The organism is Streptomyces sp. NBC_00572 (genome assembly GCF_026341815.1).
Classification (GTDB): Bacteria; Actinomycetota; Actinomycetes; order Streptomycetales; family Streptomycetaceae; genus Streptomyces.
This window is the reverse complement of the sequence record NZ_JAPENX010000002.1, coordinates 58,603-81,116: the sequence shown is the minus strand read 5'-3', so window position 1 is coordinate 81,116 and position 22,514 is coordinate 58,603. Positions and strand designations below refer to the sequence as shown.

Sequence of the window (22,514 nt, the reverse complement as noted above, 5' to 3'; positions counted from 1 at the left end):
TTCGGGCTGCGGGCGCGCACTCGGGGTGGTGGCGAAGGAGGGTGTGCGCCTGATTCGGCTGGATGAGCGGTTTACATCTGGATCAAGGTGATCTGCGATGGTTCGTCGCTAGGCTCCCGAGCGGAGAACGCCAGCTCAGAAGGCGACGAACCCCGTCATCAGGTGAGGCCATGACCAGTGCAGCCGCCCCCCGTTCCGTGACCGTTCAGGGCCGAGTGCTCCGCGAGGACGGCACGCCTGTGGTGGGGGCCGAAGTCCTGGTGTCGGCGAGACGGCTGCGTTCCACGGAGCCGGTGGGAGAGACCCGTACCGGCGACGAGGGTGCGTACCGGTTGGAGTGTGAGCTACCGGACACCGCCGCGGAGCTGGTGATCGCGGCGACCACGGACGGACGGACGACCCGGACCACCCGGACCGTACGGGCCTTCGCCGCGGCCGGAGAGACGGTCGATCTACGGCTGCCGGGCAGCGGTCCGAGCCGTTACGAGGCCCTGCTCAGCGCGGTCGGCGCGCACCTCGACGGAGTGGGCCTCGCGGAGGTCGGCGAGGAAGCGGACGGACACGAGCTGGCCTACCTCTCCCGCGCCACCGGCCACAGCGCGCAGGAGATCGGACATGCCGCGCAGGCCGCGAGGCACGAGCGGAGCACCGGTCTCTCGGCCGAGCGGTACTTCGGGCTGCTCGCCCGTGGACTCCCCGCCGACCTGGCCGCCCTTGCCCAGCGAAGCGTCGTGGAAGCCTCGGCCGCCCTGGCCGCCGCTGCTGCGGAAGGGGTGATCTCCTCGGCCGACGGGGCGGCGGAGTTCTTGACGGCTCTGCGCGTCCGGGAACTCCAGGCCGCCGAGGCGGCCGACCGTGTCACACCGGACGGTGTGACACGGTCGGCGCCGGACGGCGTGGTGCCTTCCCCGCTGGCGCGGATCTTCGCCGTGGCGGTACCCGAACCGGACGTTCGCGCCCGGCTGTACACCGCCCACCTGGACCGCACCGGCATGTCCGCGAGCCTGGCCGGCGAGGTCGACGGTCACGCCGAGCGGCTGGAGCTGGCGCTGGAGCTCGGGCGGCTCACCGGTGACAACGCGCCGCTGGTCAAGGCTCTTCTGGCGCGATTCGACACGGGGGAGTTCACCCACCGCCGAGACCTCGTCCGCCTGGACGGCCGTTGGGCCGAACTGGTCACGGAAGCGGGTGGCGTTCCGGAGTCCTCGCCGGGGCCGGGGCCGGGGCCGGGGGCAGGGCCGAGGCCCGGGCCGGGGTCGGCGCCGGAGACCGGGCCCGGGTCGGCGCCGGAGACCGGCCCCCGCTCCGTACGAACCCCCGACACCGTACGGGAGTACGCCGACGGCATCCGCACCCGGGTGGCCGAGGCGTACCCCACCGCCCACCTCGCCTTCCGGCTCGCCGGGCACCCCGAGCACGCCGAGGCCCCCGCCACCCGGTTCCTGGCCGCCAACCCCGACTTCGACCTCACGGCCACCCGCGTCGACGCCACCACGGTCCCGGACGCGGAGGAGCGTCGCGAACTGGCCGTGGTGCAGCGGACCTTCAAGATCGCCCCCCGCTTCGAGGCGATGCAGGCGCTACGGGACAACGGCTTCCACTCGTCGTACGCCGTCGCGGGAATCGGAGTCTCGGACTTCGCCCGCAAGGTGTCCGGCGATGTCGACGAGGCCGAGGCCCGCGCCATCCACGCCCGGGCCACCCAGGTGCACGCCGAGGCGGTCAACCTCGTCGCCGACCTGCGGACCGCGGGCCAGTTCGACGTGCCCTGGCTCCCCGCGATCCAGCCGCAGACCACGCAGATTCCCGACTGGGAGGACCTGTTCGGCTCGGCGGACTACGCGCCGGTCGAGGAGAGCCGCTCGGTGTACAGCCAGGCGGCCTACCTCGTGGACCTGCTGTACTACCTGCGCCGGCTCGGCGGGGGCGAGCAGACCGGAGAGTCCCGCTGCGGCCCGGTGGCCGAAGTGCTCCACGGCCGCAGGCGCGACCTGTGGGACATCGAACTCAGCAAGGAGAACACCGAGTTCAGCATCCCGTATGTCGACCTCGTCAACGAGCTGCTCGAATCCGCCGTCTCCCCGGAGACCGCGGTCCCGGCCGCCGAGCGCCAGAGCCGAGGGAGCTCGGACGAACTGCGCGTGCAGCCCCAGCACGTCAACACCGGGGCGTACGACAAGCTGCGCACCGCCGTCCACCCCTGGCAGCTGCCCTTCGACCTCTGGGGCGAGCAGACCACCACCTACCTCGGCCGGCTGGGAGTCACCCGCGAGGCCCTCGTCCTCGACCTCTGTTACGACGCCACGCACCCCACCGACTTCGACCGGCTGCTGACGGCGGCCCGGCTCGGCCTCTCCAAGGTGTCGCAGCAGATCATCGCCGGGGAGACGCTCACCCCGCCGCGTACCCTCGCGGAGTTCTACGGACGGCCCGCCGCGACCACCGACGCGGCGCTGACGGAGGCCATGACCCACGTCCGCCCGCTCCTGGACACCGCCGGACTGCGTTTCACGGAGCTCGCGGCCGTCCTGGAGACCCGCTTCGTCGACCCCGGCGGGGTCGTGCGGTTCGTCCCCGACGCGCGGTTCCCGAACGACACCGACAAGATGACCCTCTCCGGGCTCGACGCCTCCGTACTGGAACGGCTCCACCGTTTCGTCCGCCTCCAGCACGTCCTGGGCGTGGAGCCGCGGGAGCTCGACCGTCTGATCCAGGGATCCAACAACGACGGCCGTCTGGACGTGCTCACCCTGCGGTCCATCGCCGCCGTCCGTGCAATGTGCGCCAGGCTGGACCTGCCGGCGGAGCGCGTCCTCGGCTTCTGCCGGCCGCTGGACACCCACCGGTACCCCTCCGACGACCAGCCGCCGCTGTACGACCGGCTGTTCCTGGACCCGGCGGCGGTCAGCCCACAGCCCGGCACCCCGAGTCCCTTCGAGCTCAACGCGGACCGCAGCGAGCTGAAGGTCATCGGCAGCCTGGAGACCCCCGCCGTATCGGCCGCCCTGCTCGCCGCCCTCCAGGTCAGCGACGCCGAGCTGGCCGAGCTGGTGACCGGGCCGAACACGCCCTTGCGGAACAAGTCCCTCAACCTGGTCAACCTGACGGTCCTCAGCTGCGTGGTGACGCTGGCCCGCACCCTCTCGCTGCCCGTCGTCGACCTGCTGAGGCTGGCGCCACGCAGCAGTGCCAACCCTTGGTCCCATCTGGTCGCTTCGGCCTCCGCGGCCGCCTCCACAGCCGTCGCTCCAACCCCTTCGGCCCTTTCAGCGCCTTCCGCATCCACGTCCCCGTTCGCCGAGACGGAGCCGGCCGGCGGCGACCGGATGCGGCAACCGGGGACGGAGGCCGCGGCCGGACCGCCGCTGCTGCCCGCCGCCTCCGAGATGGATGTGCTCGGGCGCTTCGTCGATCTCATGGAGACCTTCGTCCGAGTCGGCTTCCACGCGGACGCCATCGAGGCCGTCCTCGACGCACGCAGGCCCCCGCTCGACGGGCCCCTCCCCGACGACGCGGCTCTCGTCTCCGCGCTCACCTCCCTCCGTGCCGCGCTCCAGACCATCCAGCAGCAGACCCGGGGAACGACCGACGACCGGGGCGAACTCACCCGCAGGAACCTGGCCCTCATGGGCTGGGACGCCACCCTGGTGCAGGAGACGGTGGCGACTCTTCTGGGCACGGTCGTGTACACGGCCCCTCTGGCGGCCCTGCCCGCCGGAGTGTCCCTGCCCACCGATCTGCCGGTGCGCTTCGAGCCGGCCGAGCCGGCCGAGGGAGAACCGGTGCGGCCCGCGCCATCTGCCCCGCCGAGTGAGGCGGCCCAGGACCGGCGGCTGTCGTTCACCGGCCCGATGAACGACGACCAGCACCGCATCCTGCTCGCCCTGGCCCCCGCAGGCCCCGAGGGTGACGCCTTCCGGACTGCCGTCGAGGCGCTGTACCAGGGGCCGCGCCGGTTCGTCACCGCCCGGATGAAGGCCCTGCGTATCCCCGTGTTCGCGGCGACGCTCGCCGCCCTGCCTCCCGGGTACGCCGTCCCTCAGGCGCTGGCCGGGAAGGTCTTCCACGACGTGACCGCCCAGGCCCTGCGGTCGCGTGGCTATCTCAGCGAGGCCGAGGTGCGCCTGCTGAAGCAGGCGCCGGGAGCGGACTCCTTCCTCGCGACGGCGGTCGAGAATCTCGTCACCGCCCAGAAGGCCGCTCCGGAGGAGGGCAACGCCTTCCTCGGCGCGGCCGACGCCGACGCCCTGTTCAACGCGAAGGACACCCTCCCCGCAGACCGGTTCCGCCTCGTACTGGAGCGGCTGACCCCGCATCTGCGCCGCACGCTCAGCAAGGACGCCGTCGTCCAGCAGATCGGCCGGGCAGCCGGCCTCGACCCCGCTCTCTCCGACGCGCTCCTCGGCACCTGGCTGCCGGGCGCGGGCGGAAAGCCGGTGTTCGAGGAGTTCCTCGACACGGCGTTCACCGGCAGCGATCCCGCCGTCGTGATCAGCCGCGCCGGATTCGGCCCCCAGTTCATCGCACTCGAACTCGTCCACCGGATCGCCCTCGTCCTGAAGACCCTCCGCTTCAGCGCCGACGAACTGCCCTTCGTCTTCCGGTACGCGGCCGTCGGCCAGTGGCTCGACCTCGGCTCACTGCCCGCCGCCCCGCCCACCCCGCCCTCGCACGTGCCCGTGCTGCGGCTCTCCGCGCTGATCGCCCTGGCCCGGCTCCGCACCGCAGTGCCCGGTGGAATCGCCACCCTGACGGCGGTCTTCCGGCTCGCCACCACCCCAGGAACCTCCGACAGCCAGATCATCCGGGAGCTGAGCCGCCTCACCGGCTGGGCCTTCCTCGACGTCAACATGGTCGCCCGCAACTACCAGATCAACATCGCCGAGCGGTTCCTCAGCCTGACCAACCTCGACCGGCTCCGGCGCGGCGTCGCGATGTACCGCCGGCTCGGCGTCTCCGCCGAGCGCGCCAACCTGTGGCTGCGTGCCGAATTCACCCCCGAGGCCGCGCAGGCGGCCTGGGGAGCGGCCAGGGCCCGCCACACCGCCACCGACTGGCTCGCGGTCGCCGGCCCCATGCAGGACGCCCTGCGCGAGCGCGGGCGCGCCGCCCTGGTGGCGTACCTCGTGGCGCACCCGGCCCACGTCGGCACCACCCCGCTGTGGCGGGACGCGAACGGGCTGCACGACCACTTCCTGCTCGACGTGGAGATGGGCGCCGGCCAGCAGACCACCCGCGTCGCGCAGGCGGCGTACAGCATCCAGCTCTTCGTCCAGCGCTGCCTCCTGAACCTCGAACCGCAGGTCAGCACCTCCGACTCCGACCTGTGGGAGCAGTGGGAGTGGATGAAGCGCTACCGCCTGTGGGAGGCCAACCAGAAGATCTTCCTGTACCCGGAGAACTACTTCGAGCCGGAGCTGCGGGCCGACAAGTCGTCGTTCTTCGGACAGTTGGAGACGGACCTCACGCAGAAGGACCTGGTCGACGAGACGGCGCGGGGAGCTCTGCAGAACTACCTCGAAGGACTGTCGGCCGTCGCACGGCTCCAGCCGAGCGGCGTGTACGTCGACTACGACCTGAACAGCCCGCCCACCGACTTCAGCGGTGAGACGGTCTACGTGCTCGCCCGCACCGAGTCAGCGCCTCGGACGCACTACTTCCGTACGTGGGTGAACCGGCTCTACTGGACCCCGTGGCAGAAGGTCAACCTCGACATCGACGGCGAGGCCCTGTCGCTCGGGATGTGGGACAGGCAGCTGTACGCGTTCTGGCCGACCTTCATCCCGGCCGGTGAGGCACAGGAGATCAGGGCCCTGCCCGACGACACAGAAGCGCACAAGCTCGTACCCAGCCCGAAGTACTGGCAGATCCAGCTCAACTGGAGCGAATACCGCCACGGGCAGTGGACCACGAAGCGGGTGTCGGGCGAGTCCCTGCACACCAACCCCGTACTTCCGTCGGGATGGGAGCCCGACAAGCGCTACTGGACCTACTTCGACCCGGCCGAGAAGGATCCGTACCTGTTCGTGCCGGGGTCGGACTTCTACAGCCGCGAACCGGTGGTCTGGTGCAACTACGGCCGCCTCTTCAACGTGACGAACACGGAAACCCACAACTCCCACTCCTCCACGGTGTGGGGCCGGTTCAGGCTGAGCAGGCGCCGTGGCACGATGCTCGCCGAGCCGATGGGCTTCTCCGCCGTCCGCGTCGACCAGCGCCCCCCGACCGACCCCGACGGCCAGACCGGCGTCGAAGGGGCCGCCCAGTACCAGTACTTCATCCCGCCGCCCGGGCAGAAGGTCCTCAACAACTCCTGGGTCGAGGACCAGATCGGCGGGGAGTTCGGCCGGCAGTTCTGCCTGCACGACGCCCGCGCGATCCTGACGCAGACCCCGCTGTCGCTTCCCTTCCGCGTGGTGACGCCCCACCAGGCCTTCCCTCGCCTGTGGCAGCGAGACGTCCTGTTCTTCACGGACAGTGAACGGTCCTATCTGGTGACCCCGGACTGGCAGCACGGCAACTACTACTGCCAGCAGTTCTCGACCTTCTACCACCCGTTCACCGACGTCTTCAAGGCGCAGTTGGGCCTCTTCGGCATCGACGGACTCTTCGACCGTGACCTCCAGCTCCATCCCGAACGGTTCACGCCGACCGGCACGACCCAGAGCTTCGAGGAGCGCTACTCACCCGACCCGGAGCGTGCGCTCGGGCCGGACTACCCCACCGAGAACGTCGAGTTCGCGGCCGACAAGCCCTACGCCGTCTACAACTGGGAGCTCTTCTTCCACGCCCCCCTGCTCATGGCCGGACGCCTCTCCACCAACCAGCGCTTCGCCGAGGCACAGCGGTGGTTCCACCGGATCTTCGACCCGACCGACCGCTCCACCGAGACGAGCCCCGCGCGCTACTGGCGTACCAAGCCCTTCTTCGAGACCTCCACGGACCCCGCAGACCCGGACAGCTACCAGAGCCAGCGCATCGAGGAGATCCTGCGGCGGCTCGCCGAAGGCAATGCCAAGGAGGCAGCCAAGGTGGACGCCTGGCTGCGGCACCCCTTCCAGCCGGACGTCGTCGCGCGGCTGCGGACCACCGCGTACCAGAAGGCCGTGGTGATGAAGTACCTGGACAACCTCATCGCCTGGGGCGACCAGCTGTTCCGTCAGGACACCCTGGAGTCGGTCAACGAGGCCACCCAGCTGTACATCCTCGCCGCCGAACTCCTCGGCCGACGGCCGGAGGAGGTCACGCGGCAGCAGCCCGTGCCCGTGCTCAGCTTCCGGGAGCTGGACAAGCAGCCTCCCGCCCCCGAGGTCTCCGCCACCGAGAGCCTGATCCCCGCACCGCGGCACGCGCCGCAGTCCATCGTGCCCGGAGTCGGCATCCGCTGGCTCGACTACTTCGGCATCCCGCGCAACGAGAAGCTCCTCGGGTACTGGGACACGGTCGACGACCGGCTGTACAAGATCCGCCACGGCCAGAACATCGACGGCGTCGCCCGGCCCGCGTCCCTGTTCGGGGCGGAGATCGACCCCGGGCTGCTCGCCCGCGCGGCCTCGTCCGGACTCGACCTGTCGACCGTCCTGGCGGACCTGAACGCCCCCGTACCGCATTACCGGTTCGCCACCATGCTCGCCAAGGCCAAGGAGTTCGCCCAGCAGGTGCAGAGCTTCGGCGGGGCACTGCTCTCGGCCCTGGAGAAGCGCGACGCCGAGGAGCTCGCGCGGCTCCGGTCCACCCACGAGTACACCGCCCTCGACGCGGCGCTCGAGGTCCGCAAGAAGCAGCTGGAGGAAGCCAGGCGAGCCATCAAGGCGCTGGAGGCGTCCCAGGCCATCGCCAAGGACAAGGAGCTCTACTACGCCGGCAAGGCCAAGAACCGGATGAACCCCAAGGAGCAGACGGCCGCCGACCTGAGCGCGCAGTCCGTCGAGCTCCAGAAGGTCTCCGCCACCATCAACACCCTGGCGAGCTACCTGTCGCTGATCCCGGAGCTCAAGATCGGCGCCCCGACCTCGGTGGGCGCCACCTTCGGCGGCAACAACCTCTCCGACGCGATGATCGGCATGGCCCACGGCATCATCGGCTACCTCAGCGCCGATGCCTCGCAGGCCCAGCAGTCCGCCACCGTCGGCGGATACGACCACCGCCTGGAGGAATGGCAGTTCCAGAAGAAGCAGGCCGACAAGGAGGCCAAGCAGTTCGCCGCCCAGATCAAGGCCGCCAAGTCCCACCGGAGCGCCGCGCAGAAGGAGGTGGACAGCCACGTACGCCTGATGACCAACTCCCACGACGCCGACGTGCTGCTGCGCGGCAAGTACACCAACCAGGAGCTCTACGACTGGATGGCCGGCCAGCTCGGCACCAGCTACTTCCAGGCGTACCAGCTCGCCTACGACGTGGCCAAGCGTGCCGAACGAGCCCTGCGCCACGAACTGGGCACCGAGGAGACCGACTTCGTCTCCTTCGGGCACTGGGACAGCCTGCACAGGGGACTGCTCGCCGGTGAGCGCCTGCTCACCGACCTGCACCGGATGGACGCGGCCTACTACGAGGCCAACGCCCGTGAACTGGAACTGACCAAGCGGATCTCGCTCGCCCAGCTCGACCCCGGTGCGCTGCGGAGCCTGAAGGAGACCGGCAGGGCGTACGTCTCCCTCCCCGAGGCGCTGTTCGACCTCGACACGCCGGGCCACTACATGCGCCGCCTGAAGCAGGTCAGCTTCACTGTGCCCTGTGTCGTGGGCCCGTACACGGGGGTGAACCTCACCGCCACGCTGCTCAAGAGCAGTGTGCGGCTCGTGTCCAGGCTGAACGGGGGCAAGCACGGCCGCCAGCCCGGGGACATCCGCTTCCGGGACCACATCGGCCCCGTGGAGTCGGTGGTGACCAGCACCGGACAGGACGACGCCGGACTCTTCGACGGCACGCTGCGCGACGAGCGGTTCCTGCCGTTCGAAGGCGCGGGAGCCATCGGGGAGTGGCAGCTCTCGCTGCCGGACTCCTTCCGCCGGTTCGACTACGAGACCATCAGCGACGTCGTCATGCAGCTCCGCTACACCGCGCGGGACGGCGGGGCCACCCTGGCCGCGGCCGCCGTCTCGGAGCTCCACAAGGCGCTCGGATCATGGCTGCACACGGGCGGCGGGACGGGCTTGTACCGGCACTTCAGCGCCCGCCGGGAGTTCCCCGACCAGTGGAGCCGGTTCCTCGCCACCCCCGCCGGCTCCCCGGCCATGCTCTCCTTCTCTCTCTCCAAGAGGCACTTCCCGTACCTCTTCCACGACCGGACCACTACACTCAAGCGGCCCGAACTTGTCCTGATCCTCTCCACGGACCTCGCGCCCGGCGCCAAGCGCTACCGGGACTGCTACCCGAGCGGTGGCCCGCTGACCGTCACCCTGAGCGGGCCCGGTGGTGCACACGGCGACCTGACACTGGCGGCGGATCCGGCCTTGGCCGGGCAGCCCCGGGCCGGCGTGGACGGAGTGCACGGCACGGTGACGGAGACCGACCAGGAGTGGCGGGTCACCGTACCCGCCGCCGGGATCGCGGCGCTCGCCCCCGAACTGCTCCACGAAGGCCGGCTCAACCCGGACGCCTACGAGGATCTGCTCCTCGTGTGGCAGTACGGGGTGGAGCCCGCCGCGGATCCGGCGGTCACCCCGTGATCGGGAAGCCGCACCGCCGAGCGGTGCCCGTCACGACCCTGGCCGCGGACAGCGAGCGACGGGCGGCGGCGCCCGGCCACTGGTCGGCGGCGGGGGAGATGCCCTTCGCCGGCTTCTGGGCCCAACCGGCGGACGCCGCCGTCCAGCTGACCGACGGACGCGTCCTCCTCGCGGGCGGGGAGGACGGGCGCCGGGTCCCCACCGACGTGACCGCGCTCTTCGACCCGACCGAGGGCACCTGGTCCTCCTCCGGGGCCCTGTGGACCGGCCGCCGGCTGCACAGCACCACCCTGCTGGCCGACGGCCGGGTCCTGGTGGCCGGCGGAATCGGCGAGCCGCCGGGACCCGTCCCGGCCACCGGCCTCGGCTCGTGCGAGGTGTACGACCCGGTCGCCGGCACCTGGACCACCACGGGGACGCTGCGCGAGCCGCGCTTCTCCCACTCCGCGACCCTCCTGCCCGACGGCCGGGTGCTGGTCGCCGGCGGCGCCGCCGTCCGCTCGGCCGACTCCCACCGCACCCTGCGGTCGGCCGAGGCGTACGACCCGGTCGCCGGCACCTGGACCCTGGCCCGGCCGATGACCGACGCCCGCTTCGGACACCCCGCCGTCCGCTTCGACGACGGCCGGATCCTCATGGTCGGCGGGATCCTCTCCGTGGGCCGCGGCAGCCACACCGCCCTCGCCCACTGCGAGCTGTACGACCCGGCGGCGGACGCCTGGACGCCCACCGCCGGCCTCGGCACCGCCCGCAAGAGCCACCAGGCGACCCTGCTCCCGGGGAACGCGGTCCTGGTCACCGGCGGTGACATGCCGGGGTTCGACAACGACGACTGGACCTACGACCCGTACAGCCAGTGGGCCACGGAACGCTACGACCCCGCGACGGACCGCTGGACCGCCGACGGGCAGCTGCCCTGGGGCCGCAGCCACCACCGGGCCGTCCGGCTCGCCACCGGCGACGTCCTCGCCCTCGGGGGCACCGACGACGCCTCGATGGCCGTCGGCTACCCGAACGCCACGCTCTACGACGCCGCCACCCGCACATGGTCCGCGGAGCTCCCCATGGTGCGGGGCCGCTGGGCCCCCGCCGCGATCGGCCTCGCCGACGGCCGGGTGCTCGTCATGGGAGGCCTGGACGAGTCCGGCCCGGCGGCCCCGCTGCCCGGCGAGGACCGGGTCACCGCCACCGCGGAGATCTACGCGCCGTAAGAGGCCGTAGGGAGGGAAGGACACCGATGCGCACGCTGCTCGCCGACGGCGGCGAACTCACCACCCGGCCGGGCTCCTCGTCCGTCGCCCGAACGACGCCCTCGGGCGAGCGGGCGCCTTCGGACCGAGAGACGCCTTCGGACCGAGACACGTCGTCGGACACGGAGACGTCGTCGGCCACGGAGACGGCGTCAAGCAGACAGACGGCGTCGGGCCGAGAGACGTTGCAGAACCGAGAGACCGCGTCGGGTGGGCGGGCGTCGTCGGGTCAAGGGACGTCCTCGGCCGCGTGGACACCGTCCGCGCACGAGCCATGGTGGGACCACGAGTCACGGTCCGGCCACGAGTCACGGTTCGCACTCGATGCACCGACCGGCCGAGGAACGCTGTCCCGCCGGGGAACACCGTCCGGCCGGTGGACGCCGGCCGGCGAACTGCCCTTCCGGTTCGTGATGCTGCACGGCCAGGAAGACGGACCGGTGCGACTGCCGGACGGGCGCGTCCTGTTCGCCGGCGGCGCCGGGCCGAACCTGCTCACCCTGGACGGCGCCGCCCTCTTCGACCCGGTCGAAGCCCGCTGGACCGTCACGGACCCGCTCCGCAAGGCCCGGCGCATGCTCAGTCTCACCCCGCTCGCCGACGGCCGGGTCCTCGCGGCCGGCGGCATCACCGGACCGCAGGCCTATCCGCCCCCGTCCCTGTCCACAGCGGAGCTCTACGACCCCGCCGCCGAGACCTGGACCCTCACCGGCGCGCTCCACGAAGCACGGCACAGCCACACGGCGACCCGGCTGCCCGACGGGCGGGTGCTCGTCGCGGGCGGTCAGCGGCCCCGCGACGCCCGCACACCACGCACCCTCGCCTCCGCCGAGCTCTTCGACCCGGACACCGGCACCTGGACCCCGACCGGGGAGATGGGCGACGCCCGCTGGCACCACCAGGCCGTCCTGCTCCACGACGGCCGGGTCCTCGTCGTGGGCGGCCTCACCGACACCGGCCGCAGCACGTCCGCGCCCCTCGGCCTGTGCGAGCTCTACGACCCGACGACCGGCACCTGGACACCCACCGGAGTCCTCCGCGACCCCCGATACGCCCACCAGGCCGTGCTCCTCGCCGACGGCACGGTGCTGACCCTCGGAGGCTTCGGGCCCCGCGCGTCCGACGACGGGCGCTACGACCCGTACAGCCTGGCCGGGGTCGAGCGCTACGACCCCGTGGCCGAGGAGTGGAGCCCGGAGCCACCACTGCCGTGGGGCCGCGGCCACCACCGCGCCCTGCTCCTCGGCACGGGCGAGGTGCTCGTCTGCGGCGGCGCCGACCAAGCCTGTCAGGACGTCGGCCACGCTGCCGCGCTGCGCTACGACCCGCGCACGCGGGACTGGTCCGTGGCCGGGCCGATGGGCACCGGCCGCTGGGCCTTCGGGGCGGTCCTCCTCGACGACGGCAGGGTCCTCGCGGTCGGGGGACTCGCCCGCAGCGGTGCCGCGGCCCCGATCCTCGGCACCCACGTCCCCGCGACCACGACGGAGGTGTTCTCCCCGTGACGGACGACCGACGCAGCACGGGCCGCTGGTCGCCCGCCGGGCCACTTCCCTGGGAGCGCATCCTCTCCGGGGCGGCGAGCGGCGCCGTACGCCTGGCCGACGGGCGCGTCATGCTCGCCGGAGGGGCGGACGCGGCGCTCACCGCCCAGGACGGAACCGCGTTCTTCGATCCCCGCGACGGCTCCTGGTCGCAGGGACGGCCGCTGGCCACCCCACGACGGATGCACTCCACCACGATGCTGGCCGACGGCCGGGTCCTGGTGACCGGCGGCTTCACCGGCCCCAACGCCTATCCCGTCCGGCCGCTGGCCACCGCCGAGGTCTACGATCCGGCCTCCGGCGACTGGGCCTCGGCGGGTGAGCTCCGCGAGGCGCGCTGCGGACACTCGGCGACCCTGCTGCCGGACGGCCGGGTGCTGGTGGCCGGCGGTACCGGCCGGCGCTCGGCCGACTCGGAGCGGTCGTTGTACTCGGCGGAGCTGTTCGACCCGCTGCTGCCGGGATGGTCGAAGGCCTGGGACATGACCGACGGCCGGTCCTTCCACCCCGCGGCGGCGCTCCCGGACGGCCGTGTCCTGGTCGCGGGAGGCTGGGTGGCCACCCGCCGCGACGGGCGCGCCGGTTCGGCGCTGGCGTACGGCGAGTGCTACGACCCGGCGACGGACACCTGGACGCCCACGGGCAGCCTCACCGCTCCGCGCGCCGGTCACGAGCTGACCGTACTCGCCGACGGGTCCGTCCTGGCCACGGGAGGCAGCGACGGCGAAGGCGGTGCCGACGGCAGGCTCGACCCGTACAGCAAGGCGACGGCCGAGCGCTGGTACCCGGAGGACGGGGGCGGCCGATGGAGCCGGGAGCACGACATGCCCTGCGGCCGGACCCAGCACCGTGCCGTACGGCTGCGCACGGGAGAGGTCCTGGTGATGGGCGGCGGTAACGACCTGCTGGCCGACGCGGGTTACCGCAGCGCCGCGCGGTACGACCCCGAGACGCGCCACTGGACGCAGGTGCCCGGAATGACGGTCGGCCGCACCGACTTCGCGGCGATCGCCCTGTCCGACGGGAGGGTCCTGGTGGCCGGCGGCACGGTCCGCTCCGGACCCGCCACGCCCACGGGCGCGCCGCATCTGCTGACCGCCACGAGCGAACTGTTCGTTCTGTGACGGGGCACGGCACCGTTCGGGTGATGCGGCGGACGATCAGCGGACCGGACCATTCCGGTCGGATGACCAAGAGGCCCGTGAGCAAGCGGGTTCGATGCGGAGGCGACCGGGCGTGGTGACTGACCAACGAGACGGATCCGGTTCCGGTGCACGGCAGTTCGTCGTCGCCGCACCGCAGGTGACGCTCCCGAAGGGCGGCGGAGCGATCCGTGGCATCGGGGAGACGTTCACCGCCCACCCCGCGACCGGCACCGGCTCGGTCTCCGTGCCCGTCGCCACAAGCCCCGGCCGGTCGGGATTCGGCCCGCGCCTGGCCCTGACGTACGACTCCGGAGCGGGCAACGGCCCCTTCGGCTTCGGCTGGAGCATGTCGGGCCCGTCGGTCACGCGGAAGACGGACAAGGGGCTGCCGCACTACCTGGACGCCGTCGACTCCGACGTGTTCGTCCTCTCCGGCGAGGAGGACCTCGTCCCCGCGCACCGGCAGGACCACGCCGGCGACTGGATCGCCGCCCACCCCGGCCACACCCGGGACCTCGAAGGCGACTGGGTTCGCGACCCCGCGGGTGAGCTCGTCGTACACGAGGACGAGATCGACGGCTACCGGATCCGCCGCTACCGGCCGCGCGTCGAGGGCGCCTTCGCCCGGATCGAGCGCTGGACGGCGGTCGGCGCACCCGGGGGAGCTCCTGCCGGACCCGGGGGAGTGCCCGCGGGGCCGGGTGGGTCGCTTGTCGGTGACGTGCACTGGCGCTCGGTGTCGAAGGACAACGTCCTCACCGTGTACGGGCTCGCCCCGGAACACCGCATCGCCGACCCGAGCGACCCGGGCCGTGTCTTCAGCTGGCTGATCTCCGAGACCCGCGACGACAAGGGCGAGGTCGTCCTCTACCGCTACAAGTCCGAGGACGGCACCGGCGTCGACCTCGGCAAGCCGCAGGAACGGAACAGGGGAGACCGCGACGACGTCCGCAGGACCGCCAACCGCTATCTGAAGCGTGTCCTCTACGGCAACCGGCGGCCCGCCCTGGACGAGTCGGGCGGGCGCCCCCACTTCCTCGATGACCGGGTCGTCGAGGGCGGCTGGATGTTCGAGGCCGTCCTCGACTACGGCGATCACGATCCGGACACCCCCGGGCCCCGGGACGACGAGGCCGTCGACGCCACCGGTGCCCTGCGGTTCCCGTGGCCGCTCCGCCCGGACGCCTTCTCGTCGTACCGGTCCGGCTTCGAGGTGCGGACCGGCCGGCTCTGCCGCCGGGTGCTGATGTTCCACCACTTCCCCGGTACGGAGGCGGCCGGAGTCGGCGTCGACTGCCTCGTGCGGTCGACCGAACTCGTCCACGGAGGCGAGGGCGACCCGGTGGCGACCGACGGGCCCGTGTACGCGTTCCTGCGCGCCGTGACGCAGCACGGCCACCGCCGCGACGGCACAGGGTACGCCCGCCGGAGCATGCCGCCGGTGGAGTTCACCTACTCCGTGCCGACGATCCGGGACATCGCCGAGACCGTCGAGGCCCGGTCCATGGAGAACCTTCCGGCCGGCATGGACGGGACGACGTACCGCTGGACCGACCTGCACGGCGAGGGCATCCCCGGCGCGCTCGTCGAACAGTCGGGCGCCTGGTTCTACAAGCGCAACATCAGCCCGCTGCCGGAGGCTGCCCCGGGATCCGCCCCGGGGTTTCCCTCGGGGTTTACCTCGGGATCCGCCCCGGGATCTGCCCTGGGGTCCGCGCCGGCGGACGGCAGCGGTTCGCGCGCCGCCTCCGGCGACGGCACGGCCCCCCGTGTCCGGTTCGCTCCGGTCGAGCACGTCGGCACCATGCCGGTGCTCCCGCCCGGCAGCGGCGCCGAGTTCGTGGACCTCGCCGGGGACGGACTCGTGGACGTCGTCGTCACGAGCGGGTCCGCTCCCGGCCTCTACGAGCACGACGAGGCCGAGGGCTGGCAGCCGTTCCGGCCGTTCACCTCCCTTCCGAGCGCGCCGCTGAACGCCTCGAACGCCCGCGTCGTCGACCTGGACGGAGACGGCCACGCCGACGTCCTGGTCACCGAGGACACCTCCCTCGTCTGGTACCGGTCGCTCGCGGAGGAGGGATTCGAGGCAGCCCGGCAACTCGCCGTCGCCGCCGACGAGGAGCAAGGCCCCCGGGCCGTCTTCTCCGACGGCACCCACGCCCTCCATCTCGCCGACCTGTCCGGAGACGGTCTCCCCGACCTCGTCCGCGTCCGCAACGGCGAGGTCTCCTACTGGCCCAACCTCGGCCACGGGCGCTTCGGCGCGAAGGTGACGATGGAGAACGCGCCGTGGTTCGACCACCCGGACGCCTTCGACCAGCAGCGCGTCCGGCTCGCCGACATCGACGGCTCCGGCACCACCGACCTCCTCTACCTCCACCGCGACGGCGTGCGGCTCTACTTCAATCAGTCGGGAAACGCCTGGAGTTCGCCCCGCGCGCTGGCTGCCTTCCCGCGGATCGACAGTGCCACGAGCGTCGCCACGGCCGACCTCCTGGGCGACGGGACGACCTGCCTCGTCTGGTCCTCCCCGCTCGCCTCGGACGCCGGCCGGCCCATGCGGTTCGTCAACCTCATGGGAGGCGCCAAGCCGCATCTGCTGGTCGGCCTGGTGAACAACCTCGGCGCGGAGACGCGGCTGAGCTACGCGCCGTCGACGAAGTTCTACCTCCAGGACAAGCACGAGGGCAGGCCGTGGATCGCCCGCCTTGCCTTCCCCGTCCACGTGGTCGAACGCGTGGAGACGTACGACCACGTGAGCCGCAACCGTTTCACCACGCGCTACCGGTACCACCACGGCCGCTACGACGGTGTGGAGCGCGAGTTCTGCGGATTCGGCATGGTCGAGCAGTGGGACACCGAGGAACTCGAAGCCGTCGGCGGCGCGGGTACGGGTGGCGGAGCGACCGATGAAGCCCCCGCTTCGTACGTGCCGCCGGCGCACACCAAGTCGTGGTTCCACACCGGGGACCGGCTGGGCCGGGAGCGCGTCTCGCGGCACCACGAGGGGGAGTACTACCGCGAGCCCGGACTGACCCCGGCCGCCGCCCGGGAACTGCTGCTCGACGACACCCCGCTGCCCCCCGGCCTGGCCGACGAGGAGGAACGACAGGCCTGCCACGCTCTGAAGGGATCGCTGCTGCGGCGTGAGATCTACTCCGACGACGCCGTACCGGAGTCCACACCGGCCGAGCTGACGCGGGCCCGGACCCCGTACACGGTCACCGAGCAGAACTTCACCGTCCGGCGCCTCCAGGGGCGCGGCGCGCACGCGGACGCCGTGTTCGACGTCCAGCCGCGCGAGACGCTCACCCACCAGTACGAGCGGGAGGCCGCGGACCCGCGCACCCAGCACACGATCGCCCTTGAGGTCGACCCGTACGGCACCGTTCTCAAGGAGGCAACCGTCGGCTACGGCCGGCGCACCCACCTGGTGACGGTGGACCCGGACGGCAGCGTCACCAGCGTCCCGAACCCGGCCCTGGACGCCCTTCACCCGGCGGACCAGGCACGGCAGACCACGTCCCTCGTCACGTACACGGAGCGCCGCGTCACCAACGCGATCGACATCGCCGCCGCGTGGCGCCACCCCGTGACGTGCGAGACGCGCACCTTCGAGCTGACCGGGTACGCCCCCACAGGGCCGCGTGGCCGCTTCCTCGCGGAGGACCTCGTGGAGCGCGACCCCGACACCGTCGGACGGCTGCGGCACCGGTACGCGCGGGAGGTGGCGTACGAGGAGCAGCCCACGCCCGAACCCTGTCGCCGGCCGATCGAGCACGTCCGCACCCACCACCGGAGCGACGACCTCACGCGGATCCTCCCCCTGGGACAGCTGGAGCCCCGAGCCACCACGGGCGAGAGGTACACGCTCGCCCTCACCCCGGGCCTCCTCGCCGCCGTCCTCCGCAGACCGCGCCCCGACGGCTCCATGGAGGAGCTGCTGCCGGACCCGGCGGGCGTCCTCGCCGGGGCGGCGGGGGACGGGGGCGGCTACCTGGCCGGCCATACCCTCAAGGCGGACGGACGGTTCCCCGGTACCGACCCCGACGACCACTGGTGGCTGCCGTCGGGCCGGTCGTACTTCTCCGCCGTCCCCGCGGACCCGTCGGCCATCGAGCTGGCGGAGGCCGTTCAGCACCACTTCGTCGTCCGGCGGCAGCGCGACCCGTTCGGCCAGGACACCGTGGTCGACCTCGACGGCGACGACCTGCTGACCGTCGAGGTACGCGACCCGTTCGGCAACCGCACCACGGTGGAGTCCAACGACTACCGGGTCCTGCAGCCACGCCTCGTCGCCGACGCCAACCGCAACCGGACCGAGGTGGCCTTCGACGCCCTCGGCATGGTCACCGGCACGGCCGTCATGGGGAAGGCCGCGCCCGCGCCCGCCGAGGGCGACACCCTGGACGGATTCACCGCCGACCCCGTACCGGAGCGCGTCGAGGCCCTCCTGACGGCGGTCGATCCCGACGCGGCGGCGGACCTGCTCGCCGACGCCACCAGCCGCGTCGTGTACGACCTCGACCGGTTCCGCCGACTGCGCCGTCCCGCCGTGGTGGTGACGCTGACCCGCGAGACGCACCACCACGACCCCCTCCCGCCGCAGGGCCTCAGGATCCAGACCGCGTACGGCTACTCGGACGGCTTCGGCCGAGAGATCCAGCGCAAGACGCTGGCCGAGTCCGTCCCCCTGACAGACGGCGGCCCGACAGTCAGCCCGCGATGGGTGTGCAGCGGCTGGGTCGTCCACAACAACAAGGGCAAGCCGGTCCGCCAGTACGAGCCGTTCTTCGGCGCCACGCCCGAGTTCGAGTTCGGTGTGGCGGTCGGCGTGAGCCCGGTGCTGTTCCACGACCCCGTCGGACGGGTCGTGGCCACCCTGCATCCCCACCACACGTACGAAAAGGTTGTGTTCGGCCCCTGGGGACGGGCGACCTACGACGCCAATGACACGTGCGCGCCCCGCGGGGCCGAGACGGGCGACCCGCGCACCGACGTCGACGTCCGCGGCCTGCTCGCACGCTACTTCGCGGCACAGAGCGTGGCCGTACCGTCCGAGGTCGGTTCGTCCCCGGCCGTCACGTCGACCTCTGTCAGGTCCCCGGCCGTCGCGTCCCCATCGGTCACGCCGCCCGCCTGGGAGACCTGGCACGCCCAGCGGATCGACGGCGCGCTCGGCCCGTACGAGCAGACGGCGGCCGTCCGTGCCGCCGCGCACGCGGACACCCCCACCACGACCCACCTCGACGCGCTGGGCAGACCCTTCCTCACAGTCGAACGCAACCGCGTCGTCTGCCCCGGCCACGAGCTCGACGGCACCCAGGACACCGTCGCCACCCGCACCGAGCTCGACATCGAGGGCAACCAGCGCCTGGTGCGCGACGCCGTGACCCAGGCGGGCGATCAGCTGGGTCGTGTCGTCGTCCGCTACGCCCACGACATGCTCGGCAACCGGATCCACCAGAGCGGCATGGAAGCCGGGGCACGCTGGACCCTGCCGGACGTCCTCGGCAACCCGGTCCGGGACTGGGACAGCAGGGGCCACACCTTCACCACCACCTACGACGCGCTGCGGCGTCGCGTCGCCAGGACCGTGCGCGGCACCGTCGCGGACGGGGCTGCCGCCTCCGACCCGCGCACCCTCGACCACGAGGTGCGGATCGAACGGATCGAGTACGGCGAGCCCGCCGCGGACGCGTCACCCGCCGACGAGGCACGCGCGCAGCGGCTCAACCTGCGCACCCGCGTCCTGCGGCACTACGACGGCGCGGGTGCCGCGGTCAACGCACGCCTCGACGCGACCGGCGCACCGCTGGAGGCGTACGACTTCAAGGGCAACGCGCTCCACCACACCCGTACGCTGACCGCCGACTACCAAGCCCTGCCCGACTGGGCGGCGGCCCCACTGATGGCGGCGGAGTCCTTCGAGAACAGCGTCCGTTACGACGCGCTGAACCGGACCGTCCAGGCGACCCTGCCGCACAGCGACCTCGCCGCCGCCTCCGCACCGGGTCCCGGCCGACTCCACATCGTCCAGCCGGTCTTCAACGAGGCGGGCCTGCTCGACCGCGTCGACGTCTGGCTGGAACACGCCACGGAACCCGCCGGACTGCTGGACCCGAGCAGCGAACCGCCCTCCCCGGTCGGCGTCGCGGACATCGACTACGACGCCCACGGTAGGCGGATCCGCGTCGCGTACAAGAACGGCGCCACCACCCGCTACCGGCACGACCCGCTGACCTTCCGGCTGGTCCACCTCGTCACGGGCCGCGGCCCGTCGTTCCCCGAGGACTGCGACAATCCGGACAACCCCCAACCGCCCGCGGGAAACTGTGGCCTGCAGAACCTGCACTACACCTACGACCCGGCCGGGAACGTCACCCACATTCACGACGACGCCCAGCAGACGGTGTTCTTCCGCAACCAGCGCGTGGAGCCGAGCAACGACTACGTGCACGACGCTCTCTACCGCCTGATCCAGGCCACCGGCCGCGAACACCTCGGTCAGCAGGCCGACGGCACCCGTCGGGCGCCCACCGCACCCGACGCGTCCAACGCCTTCCACACCCGGCTCGACCACCCCAACACGCAACAGACGATGGGGACATACGTCGAGCGCTACGTTCACGACCTCGTCGGCAACATCACGCGGATGCAGCACCGCGGCAGCGACCCGGCGCAGGCGGGCTGGACGCGCGGCTACACGTACGCCGAGACCAGCCTCCTGGAGGACGGCACGGCGGGGACGGCCGCGAAGACCGGCAACCGGCTCAGCAACACGACGCTGAACCCCGGCGGCGCCAACCCGCCGCTCGTCGAGCCGTACGCCCACGACCGGCACGGCAACATGACCCGGATGCCGCACCTGGGCGGCGGCGACCCCGGCCCCAACCTGCACTGGGACCATACGGACCGGCTGCGGCGCTCGGACCTGGGCGGAGGCGGCACGGTCTTCTGTGTGTACGACGCCGAGGGCCGGCGGGTCCGCAAGGTGTGGGAGAAGGCGCCGGGCCTGATCGAGGAACGGATCTACCTCGGGGACTTCGAGGTCTTCCGGCGGCACCGGGGCCCGATCGGCACGGACACCGCGGTGTTCGAGCGGGAGACCGTGCACACCGGGGCGGAGTCGGGGGCGGGTTCCGGCGCCGGCGAGGAGCGCTTCGTCCTCACCGAACTGCGCACCCGCGACACCGAGGGCTCGGACCCGGCACCGCCCCGGCTGATCCGCTACCAGGGGGGAAACCACCTCGGCTCGGCCTGCGTGGAACTGGACGAGCGGGCGCAGATCATCTCGTACGAGGAGTACGCACCGTACGGCAGCACGACGTACCAAGCGGTACGCAGCCGTACGGAGGCGCCTAAGCGCTACCGCTCCACGGGCATGGAGCGGGACGAGGAGACGGGACTCGCCCAGCACGGCGCCCGCTACTACGCCTGCTGGCTCGGCAGATGGACAGGAGCCGACCCGTCCGGCCTGGTCGACGGTCCGAACCTCTACCGGTACGCCCGGGGCAACCCGATCACCCTGACCGACCGCGACGGACACGAGCCGGCCGAGGCACTCACTGCCGAGGTCCTCGGGCAGGCGGCCTCGGCGCTGGAACGGGCGGCCGCGCGGTGGGGGAGTGCGGCCCTGCTGAGCGGAGGCGCCGGTGCGTCCGCCGCACCGGCCGCGGCACCGGCCGCCGCCGCAGCACCCGCCCCGGCGGCGGGGGTCCTGGCGGCCGCGCAGGCGGTCGCGGGCCTGGCGATGGCGCTCGCGGTGCGCATGCACATGCAGCGCGCGGGCTCGATCGCGCGGTTCGGCAATCCCTATGGTGTACCGGCCCAAGGTGCGGCGTTCCCCGCTCTGACCCAGGCCCAGAAACTGGTGCACGCGCCTTTCCCGATTCCGGAGTCGGCCCCGAACCGGAAGCAGGGTGAGCCGAGGATGGGACGCGTGTACGTCACGTACACCAAGACGAACACGAAGACCGGGCGCGTCTACTCCGGCCGCACGAGCGCGGTCATCGATCTCAACCGCCCCTGGTATCCGCAGGCGGAGGCGGCGATGAAGCTGCGTGACCGGAACCACCACGTGGACGAGCGCGACGAGCCGGACGGCGCGGAGTTCACCCCGGCGCGGCTGGACAAGTTCGCGGTCGGTTTCGCGGTGAACTACCGGGAGCGCTACCGCGACCTGGGGTACCTCGCCATCAGGGGAAGGGAGCAGCAGTTGATGGACCACCACGGGTCGGAGCGCGCGTCCGAGCTGGGGATCACGGGCTTCAGCGGCGGAGCGTGGTCGGACACGGACCCGGGTCCTCGGCTGACGGAGAACGACGAGCGAGGGGTCCGCAAGGACAACGTCTTCGGAGAGATCTTCCATTTGGCGGCGGACGTCGAGTTCGGTGAACTGGCACCTTTCACGGGGACGCCCTTCCAGGAGCTGGTCAAGGACGCGGTGAGGCAGCGGTGACACAACCGGGAACGTACGTACGGATTCCACTGCCCGACGGCTCGTACGGCTACGGAAGGGTGCTCTCGGAGGAGTACACGGGTTTCTACGACTACCGCACGGCACAGCCGTCGGCCGACCTGGCCGACCTCGACGCCGGACCGTTTCTGTTCGCCCAGGCCGTCCGGCTGCCGGACGACGACAGGTGGCAGCCGATCGGCAGCCGCCCGCTCGAAGGTGAAGCGGCCCGCCCGGTCGTCCGCTTCACCCAGGACCTCGCCGACTTCCGGAAGTGCGTGATCTTCGACTCGGAGGGCGGAATGCACCCGGCCACCCCCGAGGAGTGCGTCGGCCTGGAACGCGCCGAGGTCTGGGACGCGCACCACATCGAGCGCCGCCTCCTGGACACCTTCCTGGGCCTCCCCAACCAGGACGAGAGGGAGGCGCGGGTGCGGCTGTCCTAGGCA

Annotated in this window: 6 protein-coding genes; all 6 read left to right on the top strand. The window is 72.1% G+C overall.

Going from position 1 to position 22,514, the window contains the following annotated elements:
• Positions 1-170 precede the first annotated feature (170 nt).
• Entirely contained in the window at positions 171-9,668 is a 9,498-nt protein-coding gene (locus tag OG514_RS32630; RefSeq protein WP_266901081.1) for a neuraminidase-like domain-containing protein, read from the top strand.
• Between the two features lie 23 nt (positions 9,669-9,691).
• Positions 9,692-10,879 carry a kelch repeat-containing protein gene (locus tag OG514_RS32625; RefSeq protein ID WP_266901080.1) on the top strand — a complete coding sequence of 396 codons (1,188 nt, stop codon included), beginning with the start codon at positions 9,692-9,694 and terminating at the stop codon, positions 10,877-10,879.
• 479 nt (positions 10,880-11,358) lie between these two features.
• Positions 11,359-12,423, top strand: coding sequence for a kelch repeat-containing protein (locus OG514_RS32620; RefSeq protein ID WP_266901079.1), 1,065 nt, complete (start codon positions 11,359-11,361; stop codon positions 12,421-12,423).
• The gene (locus tag OG514_RS32615; RefSeq protein ID WP_266901078.1) at positions 12,420-13,586 is read left to right on the top strand and encodes a kelch motif-containing protein; all 1,167 of its coding nucleotides are present in this window, start codon (positions 12,420-12,422) and stop codon (positions 13,584-13,586) included. Before OG514_RS32620 ends, OG514_RS32615 begins: the two co-directional genes overlap by 4 nt.
• Before the next feature lie 115 nt (positions 13,587-13,701).
• Entirely contained in the window at positions 13,702-22,068 is an 8,367-nt protein-coding gene (locus OG514_RS32610) for a SpvB/TcaC N-terminal domain-containing protein (protein WP_266901077.1), read from the top strand.
• On the top strand, positions 22,065-22,511 hold the full coding sequence (locus OG514_RS32605) for an immunity 26/phosphotriesterase HocA family protein (protein WP_266901076.1): 447 nt from the start codon (positions 22,065-22,067) through the stop codon (positions 22,509-22,511). Before OG514_RS32610 ends, OG514_RS32605 begins: the two co-directional genes overlap by 4 nt.
• Positions 22,512-22,514: the final 3 nt, after the last annotated feature.